The organism is Rhizobium sp. WSM409 (assembly GCF_057653825.1).
The window spans coordinates 338,696-361,664 of the sequence record NZ_CM172794.1; the positions used below are offsets into that span (position 1 = coordinate 338,696).

At 61.5% G+C, this 22,969-nt stretch carries 21 protein-coding genes; 14 read left to right on the forward strand and 7 right to left on the reverse strand.

The window, feature by feature from the left end; all coding sequences use genetic code 11:
• Window positions 1–130: 130 nt before the first annotated feature.
• From secD to ybaL, 3 genes are all read right to left on the reverse strand, one after another.
• A complete protein-coding gene (gene secD, locus AC25BC_RS01685) occupies window positions 131–2,677 on the reverse strand; it encodes a protein translocase subunit SecD (protein ID WP_012756038.1) in 2,547 nt (848 codons plus the stop codon).
• A gap of 83 nt (window positions 2,678–2,760) precedes the next feature.
• Window positions 2,761–3,141 carry a hypothetical protein gene (locus tag AC25BC_RS01690; RefSeq protein WP_012756039.1) on the reverse strand — a complete coding sequence of 127 codons (381 nt, stop codon included), beginning with the start codon at window positions 3,139–3,141 and terminating at the stop codon, window positions 2,761–2,763.
• Between the two features lie 54 nt (window positions 3,142–3,195).
• Entirely contained in the window at window positions 3,196–5,016 is a 1,821-nt protein-coding gene (ybaL, locus tag AC25BC_RS01695) for a YbaL family putative K(+) efflux transporter (RefSeq protein ID WP_012756040.1), read from the reverse strand.
• A gap of 34 nt (window positions 5,017–5,050) precedes the next feature.
• Here ybaL and AC25BC_RS01700 point away from each other — a divergent pair, with 34 nt between their 5' ends.
• On the forward strand, window positions 5,051–5,350 hold the full coding sequence (locus AC25BC_RS01700; RefSeq protein ID WP_012756041.1) for a helix-turn-helix transcriptional regulator: 300 nt from the start codon (window positions 5,051–5,053) through the stop codon (window positions 5,348–5,350).
• 81 nt (window positions 5,351–5,431) lie between these two features.
• On the opposite strand, the gene AC25BC_RS01705 is transcribed toward AC25BC_RS01700, so the two are convergent.
• Complete coding sequence (locus tag AC25BC_RS01705) at window positions 5,432–6,853, reverse strand: ArnT family glycosyltransferase (RefSeq protein WP_012756042.1); 1,422 nt, start codon at window positions 6,851–6,853, stop codon at window positions 5,432–5,434.
• An 828-nt stretch (window positions 6,854–7,681) separates the two neighbouring features.
• On the opposite strand from AC25BC_RS01705, the gene AC25BC_RS01710 reads away from it, so the two are divergent.
• From AC25BC_RS01710 to visR, 13 genes are all read left to right on the forward strand, one after another.
• A complete protein-coding gene (locus AC25BC_RS01710; RefSeq protein ID WP_012756043.1) occupies window positions 7,682–9,316 on the forward strand; it encodes a globin-coupled sensor protein in 1,635 nt (544 codons plus the stop codon).
• A 63-nt stretch (window positions 9,317–9,379) separates the two neighbouring features.
• The gene (locus AC25BC_RS01715; RefSeq protein ID WP_003545491.1) at window positions 9,380–9,676 is read left to right on the forward strand and encodes an STAS domain-containing protein; all 297 of its coding nucleotides are present in this window, start codon (window positions 9,380–9,382) and stop codon (window positions 9,674–9,676) included.
• A complete protein-coding gene (gene cheY1, locus AC25BC_RS01720) occupies window positions 9,673–10,038 on the forward strand; it encodes a chemotaxis response regulator CheY1 (protein ID WP_003545492.1) in 366 nt (121 codons plus the stop codon). The genes AC25BC_RS01715 and cheY1 overlap by 4 nt, the downstream gene beginning before the upstream one ends.
• Window positions 10,039–10,055: 17 nt before the next feature.
• Window positions 10,056–12,332, forward strand: coding sequence for a chemotaxis protein CheA (locus AC25BC_RS01725; RefSeq protein ID WP_012756044.1), 2,277 nt, complete (start codon window positions 10,056–10,058; stop codon window positions 12,330–12,332).
• Window positions 12,333–12,336: 4 nt separating this feature from the next.
• Entirely contained in the window at window positions 12,337–12,804 is a 468-nt protein-coding gene (locus tag AC25BC_RS01730) for a chemotaxis protein CheW (protein ID WP_012756045.1), read from the forward strand.
• Window positions 12,801–13,709 (forward strand): protein-glutamate O-methyltransferase CheR, encoded by a 909-nt coding sequence (gene cheR / locus AC25BC_RS01735; RefSeq protein ID WP_012756046.1) that lies wholly within the window; start codon window positions 12,801–12,803, stop codon window positions 13,707–13,709. The genes AC25BC_RS01730 and cheR overlap by 4 nt, the downstream gene beginning before the upstream one ends.
• Window positions 13,706–14,749: a protein-glutamate O-methylesterase CheB gene (cheB, locus tag AC25BC_RS01740; protein WP_012756047.1), complete on the forward strand. Its 1,044-nt coding sequence runs from the start codon at window positions 13,706–13,708 to the stop codon at window positions 14,747–14,749. The genes cheR and cheB overlap by 4 nt, the downstream gene beginning before the upstream one ends.
• Window positions 14,750–15,139, forward strand: a complete 390-nt coding sequence (locus AC25BC_RS01745; RefSeq protein WP_003556488.1) for a response regulator — start codon at window positions 14,750–14,752, stop codon at window positions 15,137–15,139. It begins immediately after the preceding gene.
• The gene (gene cheD, locus AC25BC_RS01750; RefSeq protein WP_003545509.1) at window positions 15,136–15,690 is read left to right on the forward strand and encodes a chemoreceptor glutamine deamidase CheD; all 555 of its coding nucleotides are present in this window, start codon (window positions 15,136–15,138) and stop codon (window positions 15,688–15,690) included. The genes AC25BC_RS01745 and cheD overlap by 4 nt, the downstream gene beginning before the upstream one ends.
• 16 nt (window positions 15,691–15,706) lie before the next feature.
• Window positions 15,707–16,096 (forward strand): chemotaxis protein CheT, encoded by a 390-nt coding sequence (gene cheT / locus AC25BC_RS01755; RefSeq protein ID WP_012756048.1) that lies wholly within the window; start codon window positions 15,707–15,709, stop codon window positions 16,094–16,096.
• Window positions 16,097–16,305: 209 nt separating this feature from the next.
• Complete coding sequence (gene fliF / locus AC25BC_RS01760) at window positions 16,306–17,997, forward strand: flagellar basal-body MS-ring/collar protein FliF (RefSeq protein ID WP_012756049.1); 1,692 nt, start codon at window positions 16,306–16,308, stop codon at window positions 17,995–17,997.
• 445 nt (window positions 17,998–18,442) lie between these two features.
• Window positions 18,443–19,189, forward strand: a complete 747-nt coding sequence (gene visN, locus AC25BC_RS01765; RefSeq protein ID WP_012756050.1) for a transcriptional regulator VisN — start codon at window positions 18,443–18,445, stop codon at window positions 19,187–19,189.
• Window positions 19,190–19,197: 8 nt separating this feature from the next.
• A complete protein-coding gene (visR, locus tag AC25BC_RS01770) occupies window positions 19,198–19,944 on the forward strand; it encodes a transcriptional regulator VisR (protein ID WP_012756051.1) in 747 nt (248 codons plus the stop codon).
• Between the two features lie 112 nt (window positions 19,945–20,056).
• Here visR and AC25BC_RS01775 read toward each other — a convergent pair whose 3' ends face one another.
• The 3 genes from AC25BC_RS01775 to fliG all read right to left on the reverse strand — a co-directional run bounded on the left by AC25BC_RS01775 (window position 20,057) and on the right by fliG (window position 22,962).
• On the reverse strand, window positions 20,057–20,500 hold the full coding sequence (locus AC25BC_RS01775) for a hypothetical protein (protein ID WP_012756052.1): 444 nt from the start codon (window positions 20,498–20,500) through the stop codon (window positions 20,057–20,059).
• 5 nt (window positions 20,501–20,505) lie between these two features.
• A complete protein-coding gene (gene flhB, locus AC25BC_RS01780) occupies window positions 20,506–21,585 on the reverse strand; it encodes a flagellar biosynthesis protein FlhB (protein ID WP_012756053.1) in 1,080 nt (359 codons plus the stop codon).
• A 336-nt stretch (window positions 21,586–21,921) separates the two neighbouring features.
• Window positions 21,922–22,962, reverse strand: a complete 1,041-nt coding sequence (gene fliG / locus AC25BC_RS01785; RefSeq protein ID WP_012756054.1) for a flagellar motor switch protein FliG — start codon at window positions 22,960–22,962, stop codon at window positions 21,922–21,924.
• Window positions 22,963–22,969 lie beyond the last annotated feature (7 nt).

Here is a 22,969-nt window from a genome sequence, read left to right on the forward strand (position 1 = left end):
CGCGCGCGTCCTTTCAGACGTACGAAGGACGCTGTAACACCTTGAATTGGCACATAATGCAGTAGCCGACAATAGAAAGAGGGCGCCAGCTGTGCAACCGGCGCCCTATCAAGGATGCGTCAACGGGATTTTAGCTCGCGGACTTGCGCGGACGACCCTGTTCCGGCGGAATGATCTCGACTGCCGCATCGGTTGCCGATGCCTTGGCATGGCGGCGGCGCCAGTCGCCAAGGAAGAGCAGGATCGGTGCCGCGATGAAGATCGAAGAGGCGCCGGCCACGAGAATGCCGAAGACCATCGGGATCGCGAAGCTCGACACCGCACTACCGCCCCAGATCGCCATCGGCACCAGCGCGAGGAAGGCCGTCGCATTGGTGTAAAGGCTTCGCGCCAGGGTCTCGTTGATCGACTTGTCGATAATCTCGCGCAGCGGCATCGACTTGTAGAGCCGCATGTTTTCGCGCATGCGGTCATAGACGACGACCTTGTCGTTCACCGAATAACCTACAAGCGTCAGAATGGCGGCGATGGCCGTCAGATTGAAGTCGAGACCGGTGATCGCGAAGAAGCCGATCGCCTTTGTGACGTCGAGCACCAACGTGACGATGGCGCCGACGGCAAACGGCCATTCGAACCGCACCCAGATGTAGATGAGCATCGCGAAGCTCGCGATCACCACCGACAGGATACCGGCCCAGGCAAGCTCGCCGCTGACCTTCGGGCCGATGACGTCGGTGCCTTCGATGGTGGCGGTTGGATCGATCTTGGTGACTTCTGCCTTCAGCTTGGTCACCGCTGCCGTCTGTGCCTCTTCGCCGCCTTCCTGCCGTTGAGCGCGAACGAGAATGCTGTTCTTGTCGCCGAAGGACTGCAGCGAGATTTCGCCGAGACCAAGCGTGTTCAGGCCTTCACGGAACGTCCCGAGGTCGGCCGGGCCGGTGGTCTTGACGGCCATCTGGATGCCGCCGCGGAAATCGACGCCGTAGTTGAGGCCCGGATGAATGAAGAGCACGATGGAGGCGATCGAAAGCAGCGCTGAAACGGTGATGCCGAAGAAGCGCGCCTTCATGAACTGGATGTGCTTGTCATAGGGGCTGAACGGGATCAGCGGCCGGATGTTCAGCACCTTGAGCTTGCTGCGGCGGGTGATCTCGATCATCGCCACACGCACGAAGGCGACCGATGTGAACATCGAGATGATCAGACCGAGCGCCATGGTCACGGCAAAGCCGCGAACCGGTCCGGAGCCGAAAAAGAACAGGATGGCCGCAGCGATCAGGGCCGTCATGTTGCCGTCGATAATGGTCGAATAGGCACGGCGGAAACCGGTATCGATGGCGGCGAAGGCGCTCTTGCCCTTGCGCGTTTCTTCGCGGATGCGCTCGTTGATGAGAACGTTGGCGTCGACCGCAAGGCCGATGCCGAGAACGACACCGGCAATGCCCGGCAGCGTCAGCGTCGCACCAACCAGCGTTAGCGCCGAGAAGGTCAGGATCGTGTGGATCAACAGCGCGATATTCGCCAGGAAGCCCCAGGTGCCATAGAGTACGAAGATGAAGACGGCGACGAGCACAAAGCCGACGATGCCGGAATAAATGCCCATCTTGATGGCGTCGGCTCCGAGGTCGGCACCGACGGTGCGCTCTTCGATGACCGTCAGCTTGGCGGGCAGGGCGCCAGCGCGCAGCATGGCGGCCAGCGTCGTGGCGCTATCGGCCGAGAAACTGCCGGAGATCTGACCGGAACCGCCGGTAATCGGCTCGCGGATAACAGGCGCGCTCAGCACCTTGTCGTCGAGGACGATGGCGAAGGGATTGCCGACGTTCTGGCGGGTGATCTCGGCAAAGCGGCTGGCGCCGGCGCTGTCGAATCTGAAGCTGACGATCGGCTCATGCGTGTTCGGGTCGAAGCTGACGCGGGCATCCGAAAGGCGGTCGCCGGAGATTTCGACGCGGTCGAGGACCGGAAAGGACCGGCCTTCGTCGTCCTTCAGCATGGTCACGCCGGGTCCGGGCGCATTGTTCGGCGACAGCATGTGGAACGACATTTTGGCGGTGGAGCCGAGAAGTTCGCGCAGGCGTGACGGATCCTGCGCGCCCGGAAGCTGGACGAGCACGCGGTTGGCGCCGATGCGCTGGATGGTCGGCTCGGAGACGCCGACCTGGTCGACGCGCTGGCGGATGACTTCGAGGCTCTGCTGGACGGCATTGTCGACATTGGCGGAGATGCCGGCCGGCGAGAAGCCGACGGTGATGGTGGCGCCGTTCGCAGTGACGGCCAGATCGGCCTGGCCGGCGCTGAGGCCGGTGCTGATCGGGTTGGCAAGCGTCTTGAGTTCGGTGACGGCAGCATCGCTCTGCGCGGCATCGGCAAGCGTCACGACGATCTGGTTCTGGCTGCGGACCACGGCCTTCGGCTGAATGCCCTTTTCGCGCAGCACACGGCGCGCGTCCTGAAGCAGCGATTGCAGCCGCTCCTTGGTCAGGTCGGCTTCGTCGACTTCCAGAACGAGGTGCGAACCGCCGCGAAGGTCGAGGCCGAGCGACACCTGCTCATGCGGCAGCCAGGCCGGCACGCGCTGGAGGACGGATTGCGGCAGGACGTTCGGCAGGGCGATCAATAGGCCGAGTAGGATGATCACCGAATAGGTGATCACCAGCCATCGTGAAGTACGCATGTTGTATTCCTTGATATCGAGGGCCGGCGCTCGGGCGCTGGCGGCATGTCGTCAATGGTCGGAAGCGCCGATCGGCGCGAGCGTCAGGCAGCGACCGGCGGTGCGCGCGGCTGATGGGTCCTGGAGACTGCGGCGTGAAGCGAAGCTTCAAATGCCGGAAAAGCCGCTGATATATTCCAGCCGGCGAAGTTAAGGGTCGGAGCGGCGGCAAGGGCAGGCGATCCGCCGTCATGTGCCGTCTGCTTCGGCACAAGCTTGCGCTCCGTGGCAAGCAGCCCACGCACGGTATCGCGCGCAGTCAGCTGCGGCGGCTGAGGATCTCGACCGGAAGAGGAAAGCGTATTGGCGGCCGCCGCCGGCGAGATCACCAGATTGCCGCCGAAAAGCAGGCCAAGATAGGCAAGGACGGCGACGAGGACGGAAGCGGCGATACGGCTCGTCAGACGGTGCTGTTCCAGCTCCATCTTCTCCGTCCCGGCGATGTCACTCCCGTATCGGCTCAAAAGCGCGCCAATCTCTCATTCTCTTTCCGGCGGAGGGTCATCCGTCGGGGCAATTGTATCAGGCCCATGGCTGTCTTCATAGGGCACACTCTCATGATGCACTTGGGCGAGCCGGTCAACCATGCCAAGCGCAATTTCACGCTCGCCCATGATGACGGTGTCGGCGCCATATTGCTTCAGCTCATCGACTTCGGCGTCGGAATGGGCTCGGGCGACGATGAGGATCGATGGATTGACGCTGCGTGCCTGCTCGGCGATGCGGCAGGCCTCGAAGGCGTTGGGGATGGCGATCGCAATGCTGCGGGCGCCGGAAAGATTGGCTAGGTCGAGCGTTTCCCGCATCACCGCATTGCCCGCCAGAGTTTCGATGCCCTGCGCCTTCAGCTCGCCGATGCGCTTGTCAGAATCCTCGATGACCAGAAAAGGTGTGGCTGACGACTTGAGATTCTGTCCGACGATGCTGCCAACCCGCCCGTAGCCGACGAGAATGGCGTGGCCGCGGAGAGCGGTCGGGTGCACCTCGTCATCTTCGGGCGGTATCTCCTCCGGCGCTGCTATTGCATCTGCAGCGGGAGCAGGGTCTGCCGCGACGTCTTCGCGCTTTGCACCATCCAGCAGCGGCCGCATGCGGTCGCAGAGGAAGAACAGTAGCGGATTGAGGATGATCGAGATGATGGCGCCGGCAAGGATCAGATCGCGGCCTTCCTCCGGCAGCAGCCCCAGTTCGACGCCGAGGGCGGCGAGGATGAAGGAGAATTCGCCGATCTGGCCGAGGCTGGCCGAAATCGTCAGCGCCGTACTGAGCGGCTTCTTGAAGGCGAGCACGATCAGGAGCGCGGCGACGGACTTGCCGATGACGATGATGAAGATGGTGGCGAGGATCGGCAGCGGCTTGTCGATCAGGATGTTCGGATCGAACAGCATGCCGACCGAGACGAAGAACAGCACGGCGAAGGCGTCGCGCAGCGGCAGGCTTTCCTGTGCGGCGCGATGGCTGAGCTCGCTTTCGGCAAGCACCATGCCGGCAAAGAAGGCGCCGAGCGCCAGCGACACGCCGAAGAGCTTCGCCGCTCCGAAAGCGACACCGAGCGCGATCGCCAGCACGCCGAGCCGGAAAAGCTCGCGCGAACCGGTATGGGCGATGCGATGCATCGTCCAGGGAATGAGCTTGCGGCCGAAGACCAGCATCAGCGCCACGAACAGCGCCACCTTCACCAGCGTCATGGCGATCATGCCGCCGATGCCGAGATCGAGGCCGAACAGGCGGCTGAGCGCGGCTGAGAGCGGCTCGACGGGAGCGTGCCCCTCACCGCCGATGCTGGCTGCGGCCGGGATCAGCACCAGCGCCAGCACCATGGCGAGATCCTCGACGATCAGCCAGCCGACGGCGATCCTGCCGCGCTCGGTCTCGACCAGGCGCCGCTCCTGCAGCGCCTTCAAGAGCACGACGGTGGAGGCGACCGAAAGCGCCAGGCCGAAAACCAGGCTGCCGCCGGTCGGCCAGCCCATGAAGGCGCCGAGCCCCCAGCCGAGCAATGTCGCAAAAGCGATCTGCACGATCGCGCCGGGCACGGCGATGCCGCGCACCGACAGCAGGTCTTTCAGGGAAAAATGCAGCCCGACGCCGAACATCAGCAGGATGACGCCGATTTCGGCCAGCTCCGGCGCAAGGTTCTGATCTGCCACATAACCTGGCGTATGTGGCCCGACGAGCACGCCGGCGATCAGATAACCGACGAGCGGCGGCATCCGCAGCCGATGGGCGAAGGCGCCGAAGATGAAAGCCAGCACGAGGCCGCCGACGATTGTCGAAATCAAGGGCGTATCGTGTGGCATTGTTGTCTCCCGATCTGGAAATCCCGATTGTAATATGACATATATGGTCTATATCGACCAATATGGGCAACTTGAAATCATGGGTCAAGGCGCAAGAGAAACAATTCTCACTCCCGCTCTCTGCCGCGCGGCGCGCGGCCTGCTCGACTGGACTCAAACCGATCTTGCCGACAGGGCTGCCGTCTCGCGCAGCACCATCCGCGACTATGAGGGCCGGCACCACGACATCCACCGCGCGACGGAAGCGCAACTGCGCCTCGCCTTCGAGGAAGGCGGCGTCAAATTCGTGGAGATCCAAGGGGCAGGCACCGGCGTTTACCTGCCGACTGCATAAAATGATGCAGCAATTCAAAGTGTTACTGCGTTGCGCCTCTGAAAAGAGGCTTGGTGCTGTCATCGGGCAGACTGAACACGCTCAGGGTGCCAGGCAGGCGGCAGAGACCTTGTAGATGGAAAGTGTCTTACCCTTGTAGTTGCCCTCCGTCGGCTGCCAGTTCTTCAGCACCTCGGGCGTCTCGGTGGCGCAGGTGAAGGCCCCGTCCGTCAGGAAAAGCACCTTGCCGGTGATGTCGGCGGGCAGAGCGAATTCCTGCTCGTAATAGCTCTCCGGAAGGCCCGCCGGCGCCCGCGCATAGATCCTGTAGGATGCATCGCGCAGCGTGTAGAAAAGATCGGCGACCATATCGCGATTGTCGGTGACGATGATGTCGGTGCCGGCCTGAGCTGCGAGTGCGGCGGTCTCGCGGCTGACCTCGGCGCGGCCGAGATAGCGCTTCATCAGCGCGTCGCCGTTCGGCAGCAGCAACTGATGCGGAAAGATCGTCGCCAGCGGAAAGAGCAGGCTGGCGATGCCGTTGATGGTCAGCGACAGCCTGAGCCCCTTCGGCCACTTCAGGTAAAGCAGCCAGACGGCAAGGATGGTGCCGGCGACATAGGCAGTCACCGCCCAGTTGGCATAGGCCTTGGCGACCGTCGCCTGCAGCGTGATGAGCACGACGACCGGCATCGACAGCCAGACCAGCATCTTTTCCCGATCGTCACTCCTGCCCTTGATCATGCGGTAGACCGCCCAGAGCATCGCGAAGAAGATGATCGGCCCGACCACGCCGAACTGGGCGGCGAAGAATTCAAGCCCGCGACGGAGATTGATGCCGAGTTCGCTCCAATGGGCGATATCCTGCGTATGCCGCACCGTCGTGTTGTCGTGCTGCAGGTTCCACCAGAGGTTCGGCAAGGCGACGACCGCCGCGACCGCGACCGCGATGATGAAATCCCGGATGGCGATGCGCGCCGCCGGAATGAGGAGGAGGGCAAGCGCTCCGCCCGGAACGACGAACAGCACGGCATATTTCGTCAGGAAGGCGAGGCCGACGCCAAGGCCCATGACGAGCGCCAGCCCGACCGAGCGCCGCTGGGTCAAGCCGAAATAGGCAAGCAGCGCGATCGCGATGAAGAACAGCAGGATCACGTCGGTCGAGAAGAACACCGAAGACAGCGCGACGCCCGGGAGGGTGATATAGGTGGCGCCCGTCCAGCCTTCGATCTCCGGCCCGACGAAACGTTTTGCCGTCTTCATCAGCACCAGTGCCGCCGCCATGTGGATCAGCGGTCCGAGCAGCCTGATCCAATAGATGGCGTTGGAGCCGGAAAGCTCGGTCATCGCCCGGATCACCCACGCAATCATCGGCGGCTTGGAATAATAGCCGAGGTCGAGGTTTTGCGACCAGAACCAGTACTGCGCCTCGTCGACGAAAAGGTCCGTCGTATCGAAATTGAGCATGACGACGCGCCAGAGCGTGAAGCCAAGAACGATGAGGAGACCAGATCTGGGGGACATGAACCGATAGTTCCGCTGACATGAAAGGCGCGAGTGCGATACACCAAAGGTGCCGGACTGCCAACGGGGAAGGGTGGGTCTAGCGCATCGGCCCGAAAATCGATTCCGATTTTCGGAAAGCACGATGCGTAGATTCAAAGTGTTAGAGCGTCCTTTGTGCGTCCGAAAGGACGCACGGCGCTCTAAAGCATGTCGCGCAAGACTGTGCAGCGGTTTTGCGACAACGACATGCGCAAAACAAAGAGCTAAAGCGCAAGGAGGTATCTGAAAGATTGCGACGCGCTTAGAACACCCGAAGGGCGCGGATGTCGCGGTTTGCGGCGATGGAATCGAGGCGAGCGACGGCTGCAAGCAGCGTCATTGCAATCAAGCAGGCACCCAATCCGAGAACAATCATTGCTCTGTCCTTGTCGACGTCATGTCTTGGTTATCGACCGGCATATAACACGGAGCTTGCGTGTGCCTTGTAGCAGCCATGCAACTCCGCAACAGTATTTGCTGCGAACTGCCTTGAATTGCTTCAAAAGCCTGTCCTTCGAAAGGCTTATTAACCTTCAAGCAAGGAATTAACCATAAACATTGATGTACACGTCGGAATGGGAAGATGCACTCGTTCCCACCAGGCATGACGCCGTCCCGCCGTACCGGGTTGATCCGGTATCCATCTCTTCAGACAGCTCCGAAACATAGCTGATCAGAGGGTTTCGATCCGCCGGTTGTAACCGGTGGTGAGGACCGTCTCCACGCTTCGCGTTCATCGGATGCTGCACAAGTTTTTGGCCGGGCCTTCGCCCGGAAAGTGGTTGGGGACAGGCGTTGAGGCAGGACATGCCATCAGATCAGGCTCGTGGAGCGCAGGCAGGCAGCTTGCGCGACCGCCTGCGCTTTGCCGGTCTCGATACCGACCAGTGCGAGCTGGTGCGCCGTAACCGGCCGGCGCTCGAAGCCCATCTGAAGGCGGGCCTCAGGGATCTCTTCCACCGATTCCAGTCATTCCCCGACGCCTCGCGCAATTTCGAGAGCGAACGCCAGGTCGAGCGTCTGCACGATCTGCAGTCCTCGCATTGGGACGTGCTGACGGATGCGCGGTTCGACAGCCTCTATGCCGAGCGCGTCAAGGTTCTCTCCGATACCGAAAGCAAGATGGGTCTTGACCCGCGCTGGCACGTGGCCGGCCATGGCGTCATGCTGGAGCATGTCGTTTCCGGCCTCGCCGAGCAGATTGCCGGCCGTCCGCTGCTGCCGTCGGCCAAGCGCCGCACCCGCGAAATCTCCGACCTGATGACGGCGATCATCCGCATCGTCATGGTCGATGTGGAAATTGCCGTCTCGCTCCGCTTCAATGCGCTGCGCGCCGGGGAGCAGCGCGCGCTCGCCGATCAGCGCGCCGCCAACGAGGCCGAGATCATCAGGATCTTCGGCGATGTCATCGAAGGCCTGTCCGCACGCGACCTGACACGCCGCGCGCCTGTCGACGGCGACGGCGCCTATGGCGGGATCGCCGCGGCGCTGAATGGCGCGCTGGACGGCCTCCAGGCCGAATTCACCGCTATTACCGAGCGCACGGTCAAGGCCGAAGCGGCGACAGGTTCGCTTGCCGGTCTGTCGCGGCAGTTCGCCGGCACGGCGTCCGGCCAGGCCGATCGGCTGCAGCTTTCCGCCGCTGCCCTTGCCGGCATCGCCGGCAGTGTGCGCGATGGTGCTGCTGACAGCCGCGCTGCCGAACAGGCGGCCGCCACGACGCGCGCTGCCGTCGAGGAAAGCGGTGAAGTCGTCGGCCGCGCGATCAGCGCCATGGCCGATATCGAGCAGTCGGCCGAAAAGATCGGCCAGATCATCGGGGCGATCGACGAGATCGCCTTCCAAACCAATCTTCTGGCGCTGAATGCCGGCATCGAAGCCGCGCGCGCCGGCGATTCCGGCCGCGGTTTTGCCGTCGTCGCCCAGGAAGTCCGCGCCCTTGCCCAGCGTTCGGCCGAAGCCGCCCGCGAGATCAAGACGCTGGTGACGACGACCAAGGCGCAGGTCGACGCTGGCGTGCAGATGGTCGGCCGCACACAGGATTCGATCGGCAGCATCGTGCGCCAGGTCACCGACATCAACGCCGCCATATCAGGCATCGCCACCCGAACCGGCGAACATGCCGCAAGCCTCGACAGCGTGACATCAGACGTCAAGGGCCTGGGTGGCGAGGTGGCCGATAGCGCCGGCCTTGCGGAGCGCTCGGCCGAAGGCGCCGACCACCTCCACAGCGTCATTCTCGAGCTCGGCCAGACGATTCGCGAATTCCGCATCGCCCGGGAAAACGCCACTGCCGGGCGCCCTGCGCCGGTGCGCGTGACACCGCCGCGGGCCCTTGAGGGCGCTACCCGCCCGGCACCGGTCGTGGACGAATACGAAAATGACGATTTTGGCCTTCCGCAAGCGTTCGCAAGCGTCGGAGGTGGGCGGAATGTTTACTAACCTATCGGATGATTGCCGCAGCTCGTCTTTTCGGGCCGGGGACAAGGGGACAAGGAAAAGCTGATGGCAGCAAAGAAGAGTGGCAAAACGCTGGATTTGACAGCGGTGCTCGACCTCAACGAGGCTTCCGCCTTGCGCGATAAACTCCTCTCCCTCCGGGGTAGCGGTCTTTCGATAGACGCTTCCGGCGTCGAACGGATCGGCGCGCTTTGCGCCCAGGTTCTGATGTCCGCCGAGAAGACCTGGGAGCAGGACAAGCAGCCGTTCACCTTCTCCAAGGTGTCCGACGCATTTCAGAAAACCATGCAGCTGGTTGGCGTCAATATTGACCACCTGCTTGCCAAGGAGATTCGGCAATGAAGAAAAAAGTGCTGACCGTGGATGATTCCCGCACCATCCGAAACATGCTTCTCGTGACACTGAACAATGCTGGCTTCGAGACGATCCAGGCGGAAGACGGCATCGAGGGCCTTGAGGTTCTCGAAGAGTCCAATCCCGACGTCATCGTGACCGACATCAACATGCCGCGCCTCGACGGTTTCGGCTTCATCGAAGGTGTCCGCCGCAACGAGAAATATCGGGCGATCCCGATCCTGGTCCTGACCACGGAAAGCGACGCGGAAAAGAAGAACCGTGCCCGCCAAGCCGGTGCCACGGGCTGGATAGTCAAGCCTTTCGACCCGGCCAAGCTGATCGATGCCATTGAGCGTGTAACCGCTTAAACCCAGGATTTGCTCCTATGGATATGAACGAAATCAAAGAGATCTTTTTCCAGGAGTGCGAGGAACAGCTCGCAGAATTGGAATCCGGTCTTCTGAAAATGAATGATGGCGATCGCGATCCGGAAACCGTCAATGCGGTGTTCCGTGCCGTGCATTCGATCAAGGGCGGCGCCGGCGCCTTCGGCCTTGACGATCTGGTAGCCTTCGCCCATGTTTTCGAGACCACTCTCGATTGCGTTCGATCCAACAAGCTTGAGCCGAACCAGGACGTCCTGAAGGTGATGCTGAAGTCGGCCGACGTGCTCGCTGACCTGACGAACGTTGCGCGCGACGGCGGCAGCGTCGATGAAAGCCGCAGCCGCGGCCTCGTCAGGGAGCTCGAGGCGCTGGCCAACGGTGAAATGCCGTCTCCCTCGGCGTCAGTCGAGGCGCCTGCGCCGAAGGCAGCCGCAAAGGCCGCTCCGGCGCCGACCCCCAAGCCGACGGACGACAGCGGCTTCCAGCCGGTCCCCTTTTCCTTCGACGATTTTGGCGGCGAGGGCGATGCCGGCGGCATGCCGGCCTATGAAGTCATCTTCAAGCCGCGCTACGAACTCTATTCCAAGGGCAATGACGCCACCCTGCTGCTGCGCGATCTCTCGCGCCTCGGCGAAATGACGATCTATTGCAATACGGATGACCTCCCGGGCCTCGAGGAGCTCGATCCGGAAGGCGCTTATTTCTTCTGGAATGTCACGATCAAGACGGACAAGGGCGAGGACGCCATCCGCACCGTCTTCGAATTCGCCGAGTGGGATTGCGAACTGACGGTAAAGCCGGTCGAAGAAGCAAGGGCCGAGGCGACCAGCAACGACGAACTGCCGATGGTGCCGGTTCCTTTCGACCTGTCGATCCTGGACGAAGCCGGCGCAATCGAAGAGGTTTCCGCCTCAGACGCGCGGGCCGAGGAGACGGCCGCAGCCGTTGCCGCAGCCGAGACTGCCTCCAACGTCACGCAGATTGTCGCCGCCCGCGTAGAGAAGAAGGAATCGGCCGCCGCCGCAGCGGCCGCAGCAAGTGCTGCCGCTCAGAACAATGCCGCCGGTGCCGGCCAGACGATCCGCGTCGATCTCGACCGTGTCGACCGCCTCATCAACCTCGTCGGCGAATTGGTCATCAACCAGGCGATGCTGTCGCAGAGCGTCATCGAGAACGACACGACCGGCACCTCCTCGATCAATATGGGCCTCGAGGAGCTGCAGCAGCTCACCCGCGAGATCCAGGACTCGGTCATGGCGATCCGCGCGCAGCCGGTGAAGCCGGTCTTCCAGCGCATGTCGCGTATCGTCCGCGAAATCGCCGACATGACCGGCAAGTCGATCCGCCTGATCACCGAAGGTGAAAACACCGAAGTCGACAAGACGGTCATCGACAAGCTGGCCGAACCGCTGACCCACATGATCCGCAACGCCGTCGACCACGGCATCGAAACGCCCGAAAAGCGTGCAGCCGCCGGCAAGAACACCGAAGGCACTGTCCGCCTGACCGCCAAGCATCGTTCGGGACGCATCCTGATCGAGCTTGCCGACGACGGTGCCGGTATCAACCGCGAGAAGGTCCGCCAGAAGGCGATCGACAACGACCTCATCCCGGCCGATTCCAACCTGTCGGACGAGGAAATCGACAACCTGATCTTCCTGCCGGGCTTCTCGACGGCCGACAAGATCTCCGACATCTCCGGCCGCGGCGTTGGCATGGACGTCGTCAAACGTTCGATCCAGGCGCTCGGCGGCCGCATCAACATCACCTCGAAGCCGGGTCACGGCTCGGTCTTCACCATGAGCCTGCCGCTGACGCTCGCCGTCCTCGACGGCATGGTAGTCACTGTCGCCGGCCAGACGCTGGTCGTGCCGCTGACGGCGATCGTCGAAACCCTGCAGCCGGAAGCGGCCGCGATCCACTCCTTCGGTGCCAACCACCGGCTGATCTCGATCCGCAACAGCTTCTGCCCGCTGGTCGATGTCGGCCGCATCCTGAACTTCCGCGCCACCCAGGCCAATCCGGTCGAGGGCGTGGCGCTTCTGGTGGAATCCGAAGGCGGCGGCCAGCGCGCCCTGATGGTCGATGCCATCCAGGGTCAGCGCCAGGTGGTCATCAAGAGCCTGGAAGCGAACTACACCCATGTGCCGGGCATTGCCGCCGCCACCATCCTCGGTGACGGGCGCGTCGCTCTCATCCTCGATGTCGACGCAGTCGTCGGCGCCTCGCGCGGCCAGTCGCTCAAAGCGGAAATGTCGTTAGCAGCGGTGGGATAAGGGAATGTCGTACACTGTAAAAAATCTGAACGAGGGGGATCGCGAGCTGATCGCGTTCCGCATCGGGGATCAGGAATTTTGCGTGAACATTATGTCGGTTCGCGAAATCCGCGGCTGGACCCCGGCGACCGCGATGCCGCATTCGCCTGGCTATATGCTGGGTGTCATCAACCTGCGCGGCGCGGTGCTGCCGATCATCGATCTTGCGGCCCGGCTCGGCATGAAGCCGGCCGATCCGACTGCCCGTCATGTCATCATCGTCGCCCAGGTCCGGCGTAAGGTCGTCGGCCTGCTGGTCGACGCCGTTTCCGATATCCTGACGGTGACCGACGAAACCATCCAGCCGACGCCCGAGATCTCCTCCGAGCTCGAGCGTCAATTTGCCCGCGGCATTCTCGCCATCGAGAAGCGCATGATCTGCCTGATCGAACTCGAATCCCTCTTTCCAGAGACCGAAAGCGAAGCCGCATGAGTGTAATGGGCGCAAAAGATCAGAGACAGGGATCCGACGAGGTCCTGGCGAGCGGAGAATATCCGCTGACGCGCCGCGACCTCACTGAAATCGCCGCAATGATCTATTCGGATGCCGGCATCTTCCTCAACGAAACGAAGGCGTCGCTCGTCTATTCGCGCCTGTCGAAGCATATCCGCAATCTCGGCCTGTCCGGCTTCCGGGAATATTGCGACCTCGTCGCTTCGCCGGCCGGTGCTGCGCCGCGCCGCGAGATGCTTTCGCATCTGACGACCAATTTTACTCGCTTCTTCCGCGAAAACCATCATTTCGATCACCTGCGCGACCATGTCCTGCCGGAGCTTCTGCAGCGGGCGAGATCGGGCGGCAGGGTGCGCATCTGGTCGGCCGCCTCTTCCGACGGGCAAGAACCCTATTCGATCGCGCTGACGGTGCTGTCGCTGATGCCGAACGTCGCCGATTACGACTTCAAGATCCTGGCGACCGACATCGACCCGAAGATCCTCGCGATCGCCCGCGCCGGCGCCTATGACGAGAGCGCGCTCGAAACCGTATCGCCCGCCATGCGCAAACAATGGTTCAGCGAAGTCGAGATACAGGGCCGCCGGAAGTTCCAGGTCGACGACCGCGTCAAGCGGCTGATCACCTACAACGAGCTGAACCTGATGGCGCAATGGCCGTTCAAGGGCAAGTTCGACGTCATCTTCTGCCGCAACGTCGTCATCTATTTCGACGAGCCGACGCAGATGAAGATCTGGCAGCGTTTCGCCGGCCTGCTGCCGGAGGGCGGTCATCTTTATATCGGTCATTCCGAGCGTGTTTCGGGTGAGGCAAAACACGTCTTCGACAATATCGGCATCACGACCTATCGCTACACGTCCAAAGGTCTCGGGAGGAAGGCATGAGCGCTCCGGCAAGGGTTCTCGTTGTTGACGACTCGCCGACGATGCGGGGGCTGATCACCGCCGTCTTGAGTTCCGACCCCGAGGTCAACGTCATCGGCCAGGCCGGCGACGCGCTGGAAGCGCGGGAGGCAATCAAGCGGCTGAACCCCGACGTCCTGACGCTCGACATCGAGATGCCGAACATGAACGGTCTCGATTTCCTCGAAAAGATCATGACGCTGCGGCCGATGCCTGTCATCATGGTATCCACAATGACCCATCGCGGCGCCGAGGCGACGCTTGCGGCGCTGGAGATCGGCGCGTTCGACTGTGTCGGCAAGCCGGCGCCGGGCGAACTCAGGCCGTTTGGCGACCTCGCCGAGAAGGTCAAGGCCGCCGCGCGCACGCAGCGCCAATATTCCCAGCCCGTCGCCGCCGTCGCGCCACCGCCCTCGGTTGGCGACTTCCGCGTCGGCCGCAAGATCGTCGCGATCGGCTCGTCCACCGGCGGCGTCGAGGCGCTGATCGCCGTGCTGCAAAAGTTTCCGGCGAATTGCCCGCCGACCGTCATCACCCAGCATATGCCGCCGACCTTCACCAAGAGCTTCGCCGAACGGCTGAACCGCCTCTGTGCGCCGGTGGTGCAGGAAGCGACCGACGGTGCCCGTCTCGAAATCGGCAAGATCTATCTGGCGCCCGGCGGCGAGCGTCACCTCCAGGTCAGCAACGCCTCGGCACCATGCTGCCGACTCATTGACCGGGCACCGGTCAACGGTCACCGCCCCTCGGTGGACGTGCTATTCGATTCGGTCGCTGAACTGGCGGGCCGTAATGCCGTCGGCGTGATTTTGACCGGAATGGGCCGCGATGGCGCCGCCGGATTGTTGAAAATGCGCCACGCCGGCGCCAGAACGCTCGGCCAGAACGAAAAAACCTGTGTCGTTTACGGAATGCCAAGGGTTGCCCACGAACTTGGCGCCGTTGAGCAGCAGCTGCCGCTGTCTGCCATTGGTGAAGAAATATTGAAAATGACAGCCGCCCGAAAGGAAGGGACCGAATAAATGTCGATCGCGGAGAAAATCAAAGTTCTGATCGTCGACGATCAGGTAACGAGCCGGTTGCTGCTCAGCGACGCGCTGACCCAGCTCGGTTTCAAGCAGATCACCTCGGCCGGTGACGGTGAGCAGGGCATGAAGATCATGGCCGAGCAGCCGCACCACCTGGTGATCTCGGACTTCAACATGCCGAAGATGGATGGCATCGGCTTCCTTCAGGCCGTGCGCACCAACCCGAACACCAAGAAGGCGGCCTTCATCATCCTGACCGCCCAGGGCGACCGCGCACTGGTGCAGAAGGCGGCCCAGCTCGGCGCCAACAACGTGCTCGCCAAGCCGTTCACGATCGAGAAGATGAAAGCGGCCATCGAAGCCGTGTTTGGAGCCCTGAAATGATCACTGAGGGGGCAGCCCGCCGCGTGCACATCATTCAGGGCGAGTACAAGGTTCTGAACGATCCGAATGCGGTCCTCTCGACCATTCTCGGTTCGTGCGTGGCTGCGTGCCTCAGAGATCCTGTCGCCGGTGTCGGCGGCATGAACCACTTTCTGCTGCCCGGTTCGGCGACGTCGCCGACATCAGGCGGCGATGCCACGCGCTACGGCGTGCATCTGATGGAACTGCTGATCAACGGTCTCTTGAAGCAGGGCGCCCGGCGCGACCGGCTGGAAGCAAAAATCTTCGGCGGCGCGAAGACGATCTCGACATTCTCCAATGTCGGTGAGCAGAACGCGGCCTTCGCCGTGCAGTTCCTGAGGGATGAAGGCATTCCGGTGGTCGGTTCCTCGACCGGCGGAGAGCATGGACGCAAGCTTGAATATTGGCCGGTCTCCGGTCGTGCCCGGCAATACCCTCTGACCGGCGCCGAAACGCAGAGAACCGTCGCTCTCGAGCAGCGTCCCGCCGCTCCGCAGAAACCCGTCGAAACCAGTATCGAATTTTTTTGATGGCGAGGATTTTCATATGACATTTACCCAGATGATGGAAACGCCCGCGCCTGTCGAAGCGCTGAGCGACATCCTGATGCGCATCGTGTCCGAACTGCACGATGTCGCCTACCTCATCGAACGCATCGAGCCCCAGCTTCTCGACCTCGGCAGCGCCGAAATCCTGAACTCGCCGGATGCCATGAAGGTCATGCAGGGCATCGATCTGGCCGTGCAGAAATCACGCGGCCTTGCCGAATTCATCGACACCATCACCGGCGAAATCCCGCACGGCTGGGCAGTCGACGTCGCAACCGCGCTCAGCCTCGTCAAACTGGCAGAGATGCAGAAGGCATTGGGCGGGGCCACACGCCACGGCCATTCCCAGCCATTGAGCAAGGCAGCCGGCGACTTCGATTTCTTCTAGAACGCTCCGTTTTTCTCCGACTGACGGAAACGCTCTCTCCTTGTTCTTGCGCTATCCCGGACGCAAAACCGCTGCGCATTTTTGCTGGAATTACTTTAGGCCTTTTCGCTCCCGCACGCTCTCACGAAACGCTCGCACAAGTTTCGCCGACTATTCGTCTGATGAGGCAATAAGCCTGCTTTGTCTTTGACGAATCGTGCGAGAACAGAATGAATCTGTTAAATCAATTAGTTCAGATCTTTAAGAACTTCGGTTCCCTTGGCCGAACACGCCTGATGATTCTGGGAGGCGTCGGTGCCGTTTCCATTGCAATCGTCCTTGCGGCCGCTCTTTTCGTCAACAAGCCGGCACAGGAAACACTCTATGTCGGTCTGGATTCGCCCGATCTCAACCAGATCAGCATGGCGCTTGCCGAAGCCAACATCAATTTCCAGGTCGGCACCGACGGCACCAGCATCAGCGTTCCCGCTGGGATGACGGGCAAGGCCCGCCTGATGCTTGCCGAGCGCGGCCTGCCGAACAGCGCCAATGCCGGTTACGAACTCTTTGACAATGTCGGCTCCCTCGGCCTGACCTCCTTCATGCAGGAGGTGACGCGGGTTCGAGCGCTGGAAGGCGAAATCGCCCGCACCATCCAGTCGATCTCGGGTATAACAGCCGCGCGCGTCCATATCGTCATGCCGGAGGTTGGAAACTTCCGGAAGGCGGAGCAGAAACCGACCGCATCCGTCATGATTCGCGCAAGCGCTACCACCGGGCGCAGCGCGGCGACCTCGATCCGCCACCTCGTCGCCTCGGCCGTGCCGGGGCTTGACGTCGATGACGTCACCATCCTCGATTCCGCCGGCCAGCTCCTCGCTTCCGGCGACGAGGCGAGCAACAGCTCGCTGAACCGCTCGCTCAACATCGTCCAGAACGTTCAGCAGGAAGTCGAATCCAACATCGACAAGGCGCTGGCACCCTTCCTCGGCATGGACAACTTCCGTTCCAGCGTCACCGCCGATCTCAACACCGACGCCCAGCAGATCCAGGAAACGACCTACGATCCCGAATCCAAGGTCGAACGTTCGGTCCGCTCGACCAAGGAAGCCCAGCAGTCGCAGCAGAAGCAGTCCGATAGCGCGACGACGGTCGAGCAGAACATTCCGCAGGCGGCTCCCGAGGCCGGCGGCTCCGCCGGGCCCGAATCGCAAGACAAGTCCGACAAGCGCGAAGAGCAGACCAACTACGAAATCAACAGCAAGACGACGGCGACGACCCGCAGCAGCTATAAGGTCGAAAAGCTTTCGATCGCCGTGGTGGTCAACAAGGGCCGCATCGCCAAGATGGTCGGTGAGCCCGCCGACCAGACAAAGGTCGACGCCTATCTCGCCGAAATGCAGAAGATCGTCGCCTCGGCGGCCGGCATCGACGCCAAGCGCGGCGACGTCGTCACCGTCACGGCGATGGACTTCCTCGAAAATCAGCTGCTCGAAGACGCCACCGGTGGTGTCCGCGTCATGGATATGCTGAGCCGCAATCTGGCCGGCATCATCAACTCGCTCGCCTTTGTCGCGGTCGCCTTCTTGGTGGTCTGGATGGGCTTGCGGCCACTGGTGCGCAGCGTCAGCGGCAACGGCAGCTCTGCGGCTTTCGGCGACGCGACGCCGGAAGCGGCCGGCCTCGAGCTTCCGGACTTCGCGCCTGCATCGGGAGCACCCGGAGGCGCTCTCATGGACGGCTTCGGGTCCGACTTCGGCTTCGACAGTACCGAGGACCTGCTCAGCCTCGGCGACGACGATGGAAACTTCAATCGGCGCGTCAAGGAAGGCCCGGAACGCAAGCTTTCCCGTATGGTCGAGATCAACGAGGAACGCGCCGCGAAAATCCTCAGGAAATGGGCGATCGACGAAGCAGCGTAAAACAAAGGCCGGGCAACCGGCCTTTTTTCATGTCGGTACCGAAGCTTGATTCCCGAACCGCTGTTTGCTGAAAAGCCGTGACTGGAGATGCAAGAGACCCGGCATGACATCAGGGTCGAGAATTCGAATAAGACGTTAGACCCGACAACTGAAATGCGGCTGTAGCGCGACTTGATGAGATGGACTCGCGTAAAACGCGAAGCAAGTTGCGATACCGCCAGAATCACCTTAGCCTCCCTCTATCTGAAGGCTGGAACGAGTGGTCGAATCAGTGCATTGGCGACAGCGAAAGTAAATCCCTAGAAGTCGGAGATGGTGATTTGCATCGACTGGCTTACCCTTGGGTGATTCGAAATGGGATTCGAGCGGAAGTTGACTTGAATCCCTTACAGAAAAATTGCTGTTGCACCGAGTTCGATCGTTTCTCAGCCGCAGGACATTGCCAGTGGATATGAATGTAATTCAGGCGAGCAAAGGCGAGAGGCAGATGGCGAATTTCGCGAGTGCGGCGGTGCCGGATCTGTTGCCGCGTGATGAGCTGCTCCAGCGCCTCCACGGCGTCGCCAGCACCGGCAGGTTGCAGTCTGGTCTGCGCGCACTGACGGACTACGTGGGTGCTTCGTACTACCTTCTGGCGCGCTGCGATCTCCTCCAGGAAAGTGGCCTCGATTTCATCGTTTCGTCTGACTGGCCTTTCGACCTGGTCAGGGACATCGCCAATGATCTGGTCCGCGGCTATGCCCGGTCGACCGAGCTGGAAAAATGCATGCAGGTCTTCCAGCCGAATTTTGCTCTTCTGCCTGACAGTGCCGAGGTCCCGGATGGCGCCAGCCGCCAATATTGTTCGGTGACCTTCAATGTCGGCCGGTCGCGGCTGGCCTTGATGTTCCTGTTCGGGGAGGGATTCATCCTTTCGCCGGAGCGCCTGCGCGATGTAGGCTTGCTTGCAGGTTATGTCGCGAGCTTCCTTCGCTGCGGCGGTACGAAGGTCGATCGCGATTTCGAATTGACCGACCGCGAGCTGGAATGCCTGTTCTGGATCGCCGAGGGCAAGACCAGCGACGAGATCGCGATGATTCTCGGAATATCCCGCAATACCATCAACAACTACATCACCAGCGTGATGCGCAAGACGGCGACCAAGACCCGGTCCGAGGCCATTGCCTTCGCCGTCCGCAATAATCTCGTATAGGGGGATATATGGGGTATCCATCAGGCAGGACCATGAGCAGCGCCGAGCAGCTGCGAATGGTACGTGTGAACAGGATTTCCAGCCGGTCCGATCTTTTTCCGCGGCTGATCGCGATGCAGAAGCTCGCCGATGCGCAAGGCTTCGCGATCTTCCGCGTCAGCGGCTCGGGCATTCCGGCAAAGCAGCGGCTTGTCTGCGAGCTCGAGAACTGGGGGTCTTCCAATGCCGGTTTCGGCAAGGCCTTCACGGATGCCTACGGCGATATTCTTCTCGACCATATCGACAAGTCGCTGCTGCCGCTCTCATGGGCAGGCGGTTACGACCGTGCGGCACCCGGTCCGGCGGACTTCTCGCCGTTCATGACGCGGCTGCAGGACGGTATTCTGCCTTTCTCCGGACTTGCCTTTCCGGTGCGGCTTGGCGCCGTCGGCAACGGTTTCATCCTTTTCACCGGCGATGAGATCGATCCTTCGAGCGATACCATCGTCGAGCTGCACGGTCGATGCTGCCATATCATGATGGATCTGCTCTCGCTCGACGAGCGCCGCACGGCGGCTGCCGAGGCGCTCAGCGAACGCGAGATCGCCTGTCTGCAATTGGCCGGCGACGGCCGCATCAGCGAAGAGATTGCCGACAAGCTCGGCCTGTCCGTGCACACCGTGAACGCCTATCTCGGCTCGGCGACCATCAAGCTCGATTCCGTCAATCGCATCCAGGCGATCGCCAAGGCGATCCGGCTCGGTTATATCAGCTGAACCCGCGCGGTCGTTTTCAGCGTCGCGCGTTTTTCCAGACGCGCAAGCGACGCTGTAACGCTTTGAATTGCTGTCCAAGGCGAATGCGAAAGCTCGGTTGTCTTGAAAGACGTCAGCCGGCCAGCGTCTGAGGCGGCTGGTTGATGCTGTAACGCGATTCCCGAAGGCTTCTTCTGAGGAATATGGTGTTCTCGTCAGGATCCGCCGAGGGGTTCTGGAAGGCGATATGATTGATCTCGATGCCGGCGTGGTCTTCGGCAAGGGTGAGCTGTGCGTAGACGGTGACACCGCGTGGCTTGATTTCCAGATCGAGAACGACTTCGGGCTTGCCGCCCCATTCCAGAGTATAATTGCCGCCCAGGCCGAAGTTCACCGTGCCCGGATGAAAGAAAAGCTCCGCCGCCGAAGCGACGAGATCGGAAAGGTTGCCGTAATACTCGAAGCGCAGCAGTGAAATAAGGTCAGAAGCATCCAGAAGGCGCAGTTCAGTAGCGACCGGGCTGATCGCGTCTGCGAGGATCTTTTCACGCTGGGTAGAGTGAGGGCATTTTTTCATTCGGCTTATCTTACCCGTTTGTTCTTGGCGTCCGCAGCGTAGACCCGGTGGATGAGCTCCGCTACCGCCTTATAGAAGACTGACGGGATGACACTATCGATCGAGACTTGCGCAAACATGGAGCGCGCAAGGGGCGGATCCTCGAACACCGGTATGCCGTTCTTCTCGGCGATCTCCCTGATTTTGAGCGCAATCAGGTCCTGACCCTTGGCCAGCACCACCGGCGCATCGTTCTCTTCACGCGCGTAACGCAGCGCCACCGCATAGTGCGTCGGGTTAGCGATCACCAGCGTCGCGCGGTGGACGTCGGCGATCATGCGCCGGCGCGCGCGGTCGCGCATCAGTGAGCGCTGCCGGCTCTTGACGAAGGGGTCGCCCTGCGCCTGCTTGTTTTCTTCCTTCACCTCGTGCCGCGTCATCTTCAGCTCGGTGAACCAGTGATGGCGCGTCCAGAAAAGATCGGCGATTGCCACGATCGCGGTGGCGATCAGCATGACGATGATGATCTTGCGCATCGCCGCCATCAGTCGCACCAGAATCGTCTGCGGATCGGAGAACATCGCGTCGATCGAACCGAAATATTCGCTCCTGAGCACAAAGAACAGGATCACCCCGACGACGACCACCTTGAACAGCGACTTTCCGAATTCGACCAGGCCGGGCACGCTGAAGAGCCGTGACCAGCCTTTGATCGGCGAGATACGCGAGGCCTGCGGGCGGATGCGTTCCAGCACCAGTGTCGGCAGATTCTGGAAGACGGAGGAGGCGACGCCGAACACCATGAACAGGATGAAGGCGGGCGCCACCAGCGCCGCACTTGCCCAGCCGAGCCGCACGAATAGTGCCAGCACATCCGGCCCCGTCTCGATCTTCCATTGGTCGGGCTGTTCGAAGATGTCGCGCAGCGTTTCACTCATGCGTCCGACGCTGTCGGGAAGGAAGAATACGAGGTAAATGAAGGTCGCGAGGATGGTCGCAAAGATCGAAAGTTCGCGCGAAGACGGCACGTTGCCCTTTTCCGCGGCATCGCTTTGCTTTTTCGCGGTTGGGGCTTCTGTTTTGCTGTCCTTGTCATCGTCTGCCAAGTCGCGGCCCTCTTCAAAGAAATAGGCCGCAGCTAATGCATGCCGCCCAAAAACGTGCAGCGCTTTTGGGATGACGACATGCATCAGAACAAAGACCTAAAGCGCGTCGCAGGAACCGAGTTCTATGCGACGCGCTTTAGAGCACGGTCTGTTGCTGGAAGGGTAGCCGCCTGTGGCACGGCGATCAACAGCCGCCGTTCGACATGCCGGATTTGTCAACAGTCTCGAAGCGCCAAAGCATGTCGCGCAAAAGTGTGCAGCGGTTTTGCGACAACGACATGCGTAAAAACAAGGACCTAAAGCGCGAGGAGCGAATCTGAAAGATCGCGGCGCACTTTAGGCGGCCGCCGAAGCGTCGCCTTCCTTTTCCTTGAGCTCGATCTGGCCGGAATTGGCCAGGCGAATCGCTTCCTGCGCCACGGCGCGGCGGGCAATCGCGATCTCGCGCGGATTGACGCCGCCCATGCCGCTCTGCAGATCCGATTCGATCATGCGGCGCTGGCGTGGGCTGATGGCGGAGAGAACCGATTCGCGGATCTCGGGGGGCGACCCGCGTAGCGCGACGGTGAGCACATCCGTCGAGATGTCGTTGAGCAGCATGACGCGGCTGCGCTGCGGCATGTACATGAGGTCCTCGAACAGGAAGATCTTCGGGCGAACCTTGTTGACCGATTCGCGGCTGATCGATTCGAGCGAGCTGAGCAGCGTGTCGACCTGCGGCTTGTCGAGTTCGTTCATGAGATCGGCGACCTTCGTCGAGCCGGCCGCATTGCGCTCTGCCTCGACTTCGGCAAGCAGCGTCATGACCTGGTTCTCGATGATCTGCGCAGCCTTCGGGCTGACGGTCTTCATATTGACCGTTCTGTTCATGATGTCGGCGCGGCGGTTGTCGGGAAGCTGCAGCAGCACCTTGGCGCCGAAGGAGGAGGGCATCATCGAAAGAATATAGGCGACGGTCTGCGGATGCTCGCGCAGCAGGAACTGCGCGACGAATGTCGGCTCCGCCTCGCTGAGGCGATCCCAGATCGAGGTTTCGTAGGCCTGGAATGCAGTGCGGCGGCCGAGCAGGCTGTCGACCTCGTCGGGCGTCAGGCCTTCTTCAAGAATGGCTTCGATTGCCTTGGCATTGTCCATCAGTCCGGCGCCCTCGGTGAAGAGGTCTTCGAACTCGGAGACGAGCAACAGCAGCTCGTCCGGCGGAATGGCGCGCAGCGACTGGGCGGATGAGATAATGGTCTGCAGTTCGGCCTGGGTGAAATATTTCAACAGCCGGCCGGCGACTCCCTTTCCCATAGCGAGAAGAACAGCCGCCGCCTTTTCAGCCTGGGTCAACGGTTTCCCGGCTAATGCGCCGCCGAAATCGTCAAAGTCCATCATGGTCTAA

Coding starts and splice junctions, on each gene's coding strand:
- cheB (WP_012756047.1), top strand. CDS start 13,706: ATGAGCGCTCCGGCAAGGGTTCTCGTTGTTGACGACTCGCCGACGATG.
- cheD (WP_003545509.1), top strand. CDS start 15,136: ATGATCACTGAGGGGGCAGCCCGCCGCGTGCACATCATTCAGGGCGAG.
- cheT (WP_012756048.1), top strand. CDS start 15,707: ATGACATTTACCCAGATGATGGAAACGCCCGCGCCTGTCGAAGCGCTG.
- fliF (WP_012756049.1), top strand. CDS start 16,306: ATGAATCTGTTAAATCAATTAGTTCAGATCTTTAAGAACTTCGGTTCC.
- AC25BC_RS01775 (WP_012756052.1), bottom strand. CDS start 20,500: ATGAAAAAATGCCCTCACTCTACCCAGCGTGAAAAGATCCTCGCAGAC.
- AC25BC_RS01730 (WP_012756045.1), top strand. CDS start 12,337: ATGTCGTACACTGTAAAAAATCTGAACGAGGGGGATCGCGAGCTGATC.
- AC25BC_RS01725 (WP_012756044.1), top strand. CDS start 10,056: ATGGATATGAACGAAATCAAAGAGATCTTTTTCCAGGAGTGCGAGGAA.
- visR (WP_012756051.1), top strand. CDS start 19,198: ATGGGGTATCCATCAGGCAGGACCATGAGCAGCGCCGAGCAGCTGCGA.
- AC25BC_RS01715 (WP_003545491.1), top strand. CDS start 9,380: ATGGCAGCAAAGAAGAGTGGCAAAACGCTGGATTTGACAGCGGTGCTC.
- ybaL (WP_012756040.1), bottom strand. CDS start 5,016: ATGCCACACGATACGCCCTTGATTTCGACAATCGTCGGCGGCCTCGTG.
- AC25BC_RS01690 (WP_012756039.1), bottom strand. CDS start 3,141: ATGGAGCTGGAACAGCACCGTCTGACGAGCCGTATCGCCGCTTCCGTC.
- AC25BC_RS01745 (WP_003556488.1), top strand. CDS start 14,750: ATGTCGATCGCGGAGAAAATCAAAGTTCTGATCGTCGACGATCAGGTA.
- AC25BC_RS01705 (WP_012756042.1), bottom strand. CDS start 6,853: ATGTCCCCCAGATCTGGTCTCCTCATCGTTCTTGGCTTCACGCTCTGG.
- fliG (WP_012756054.1), bottom strand. CDS start 22,962: ATGATGGACTTTGACGATTTCGGCGGCGCATTAGCCGGGAAACCGTTG.
- cheR (WP_012756046.1), top strand. CDS start 12,801: ATGAGTGTAATGGGCGCAAAAGATCAGAGACAGGGATCCGACGAGGTC.
- AC25BC_RS01710 (WP_012756043.1), top strand. CDS start 7,682: ATGCCATCAGATCAGGCTCGTGGAGCGCAGGCAGGCAGCTTGCGCGAC.
- secD (WP_012756038.1), bottom strand. CDS start 2,677: ATGCGTACTTCACGATGGCTGGTGATCACCTATTCGGTGATCATCCTA.
- cheY1 (WP_003545492.1), top strand. CDS start 9,673: ATGAAGAAAAAAGTGCTGACCGTGGATGATTCCCGCACCATCCGAAAC.
- AC25BC_RS01700 (WP_012756041.1), top strand. CDS start 5,051: ATGACATATATGGTCTATATCGACCAATATGGGCAACTTGAAATCATG.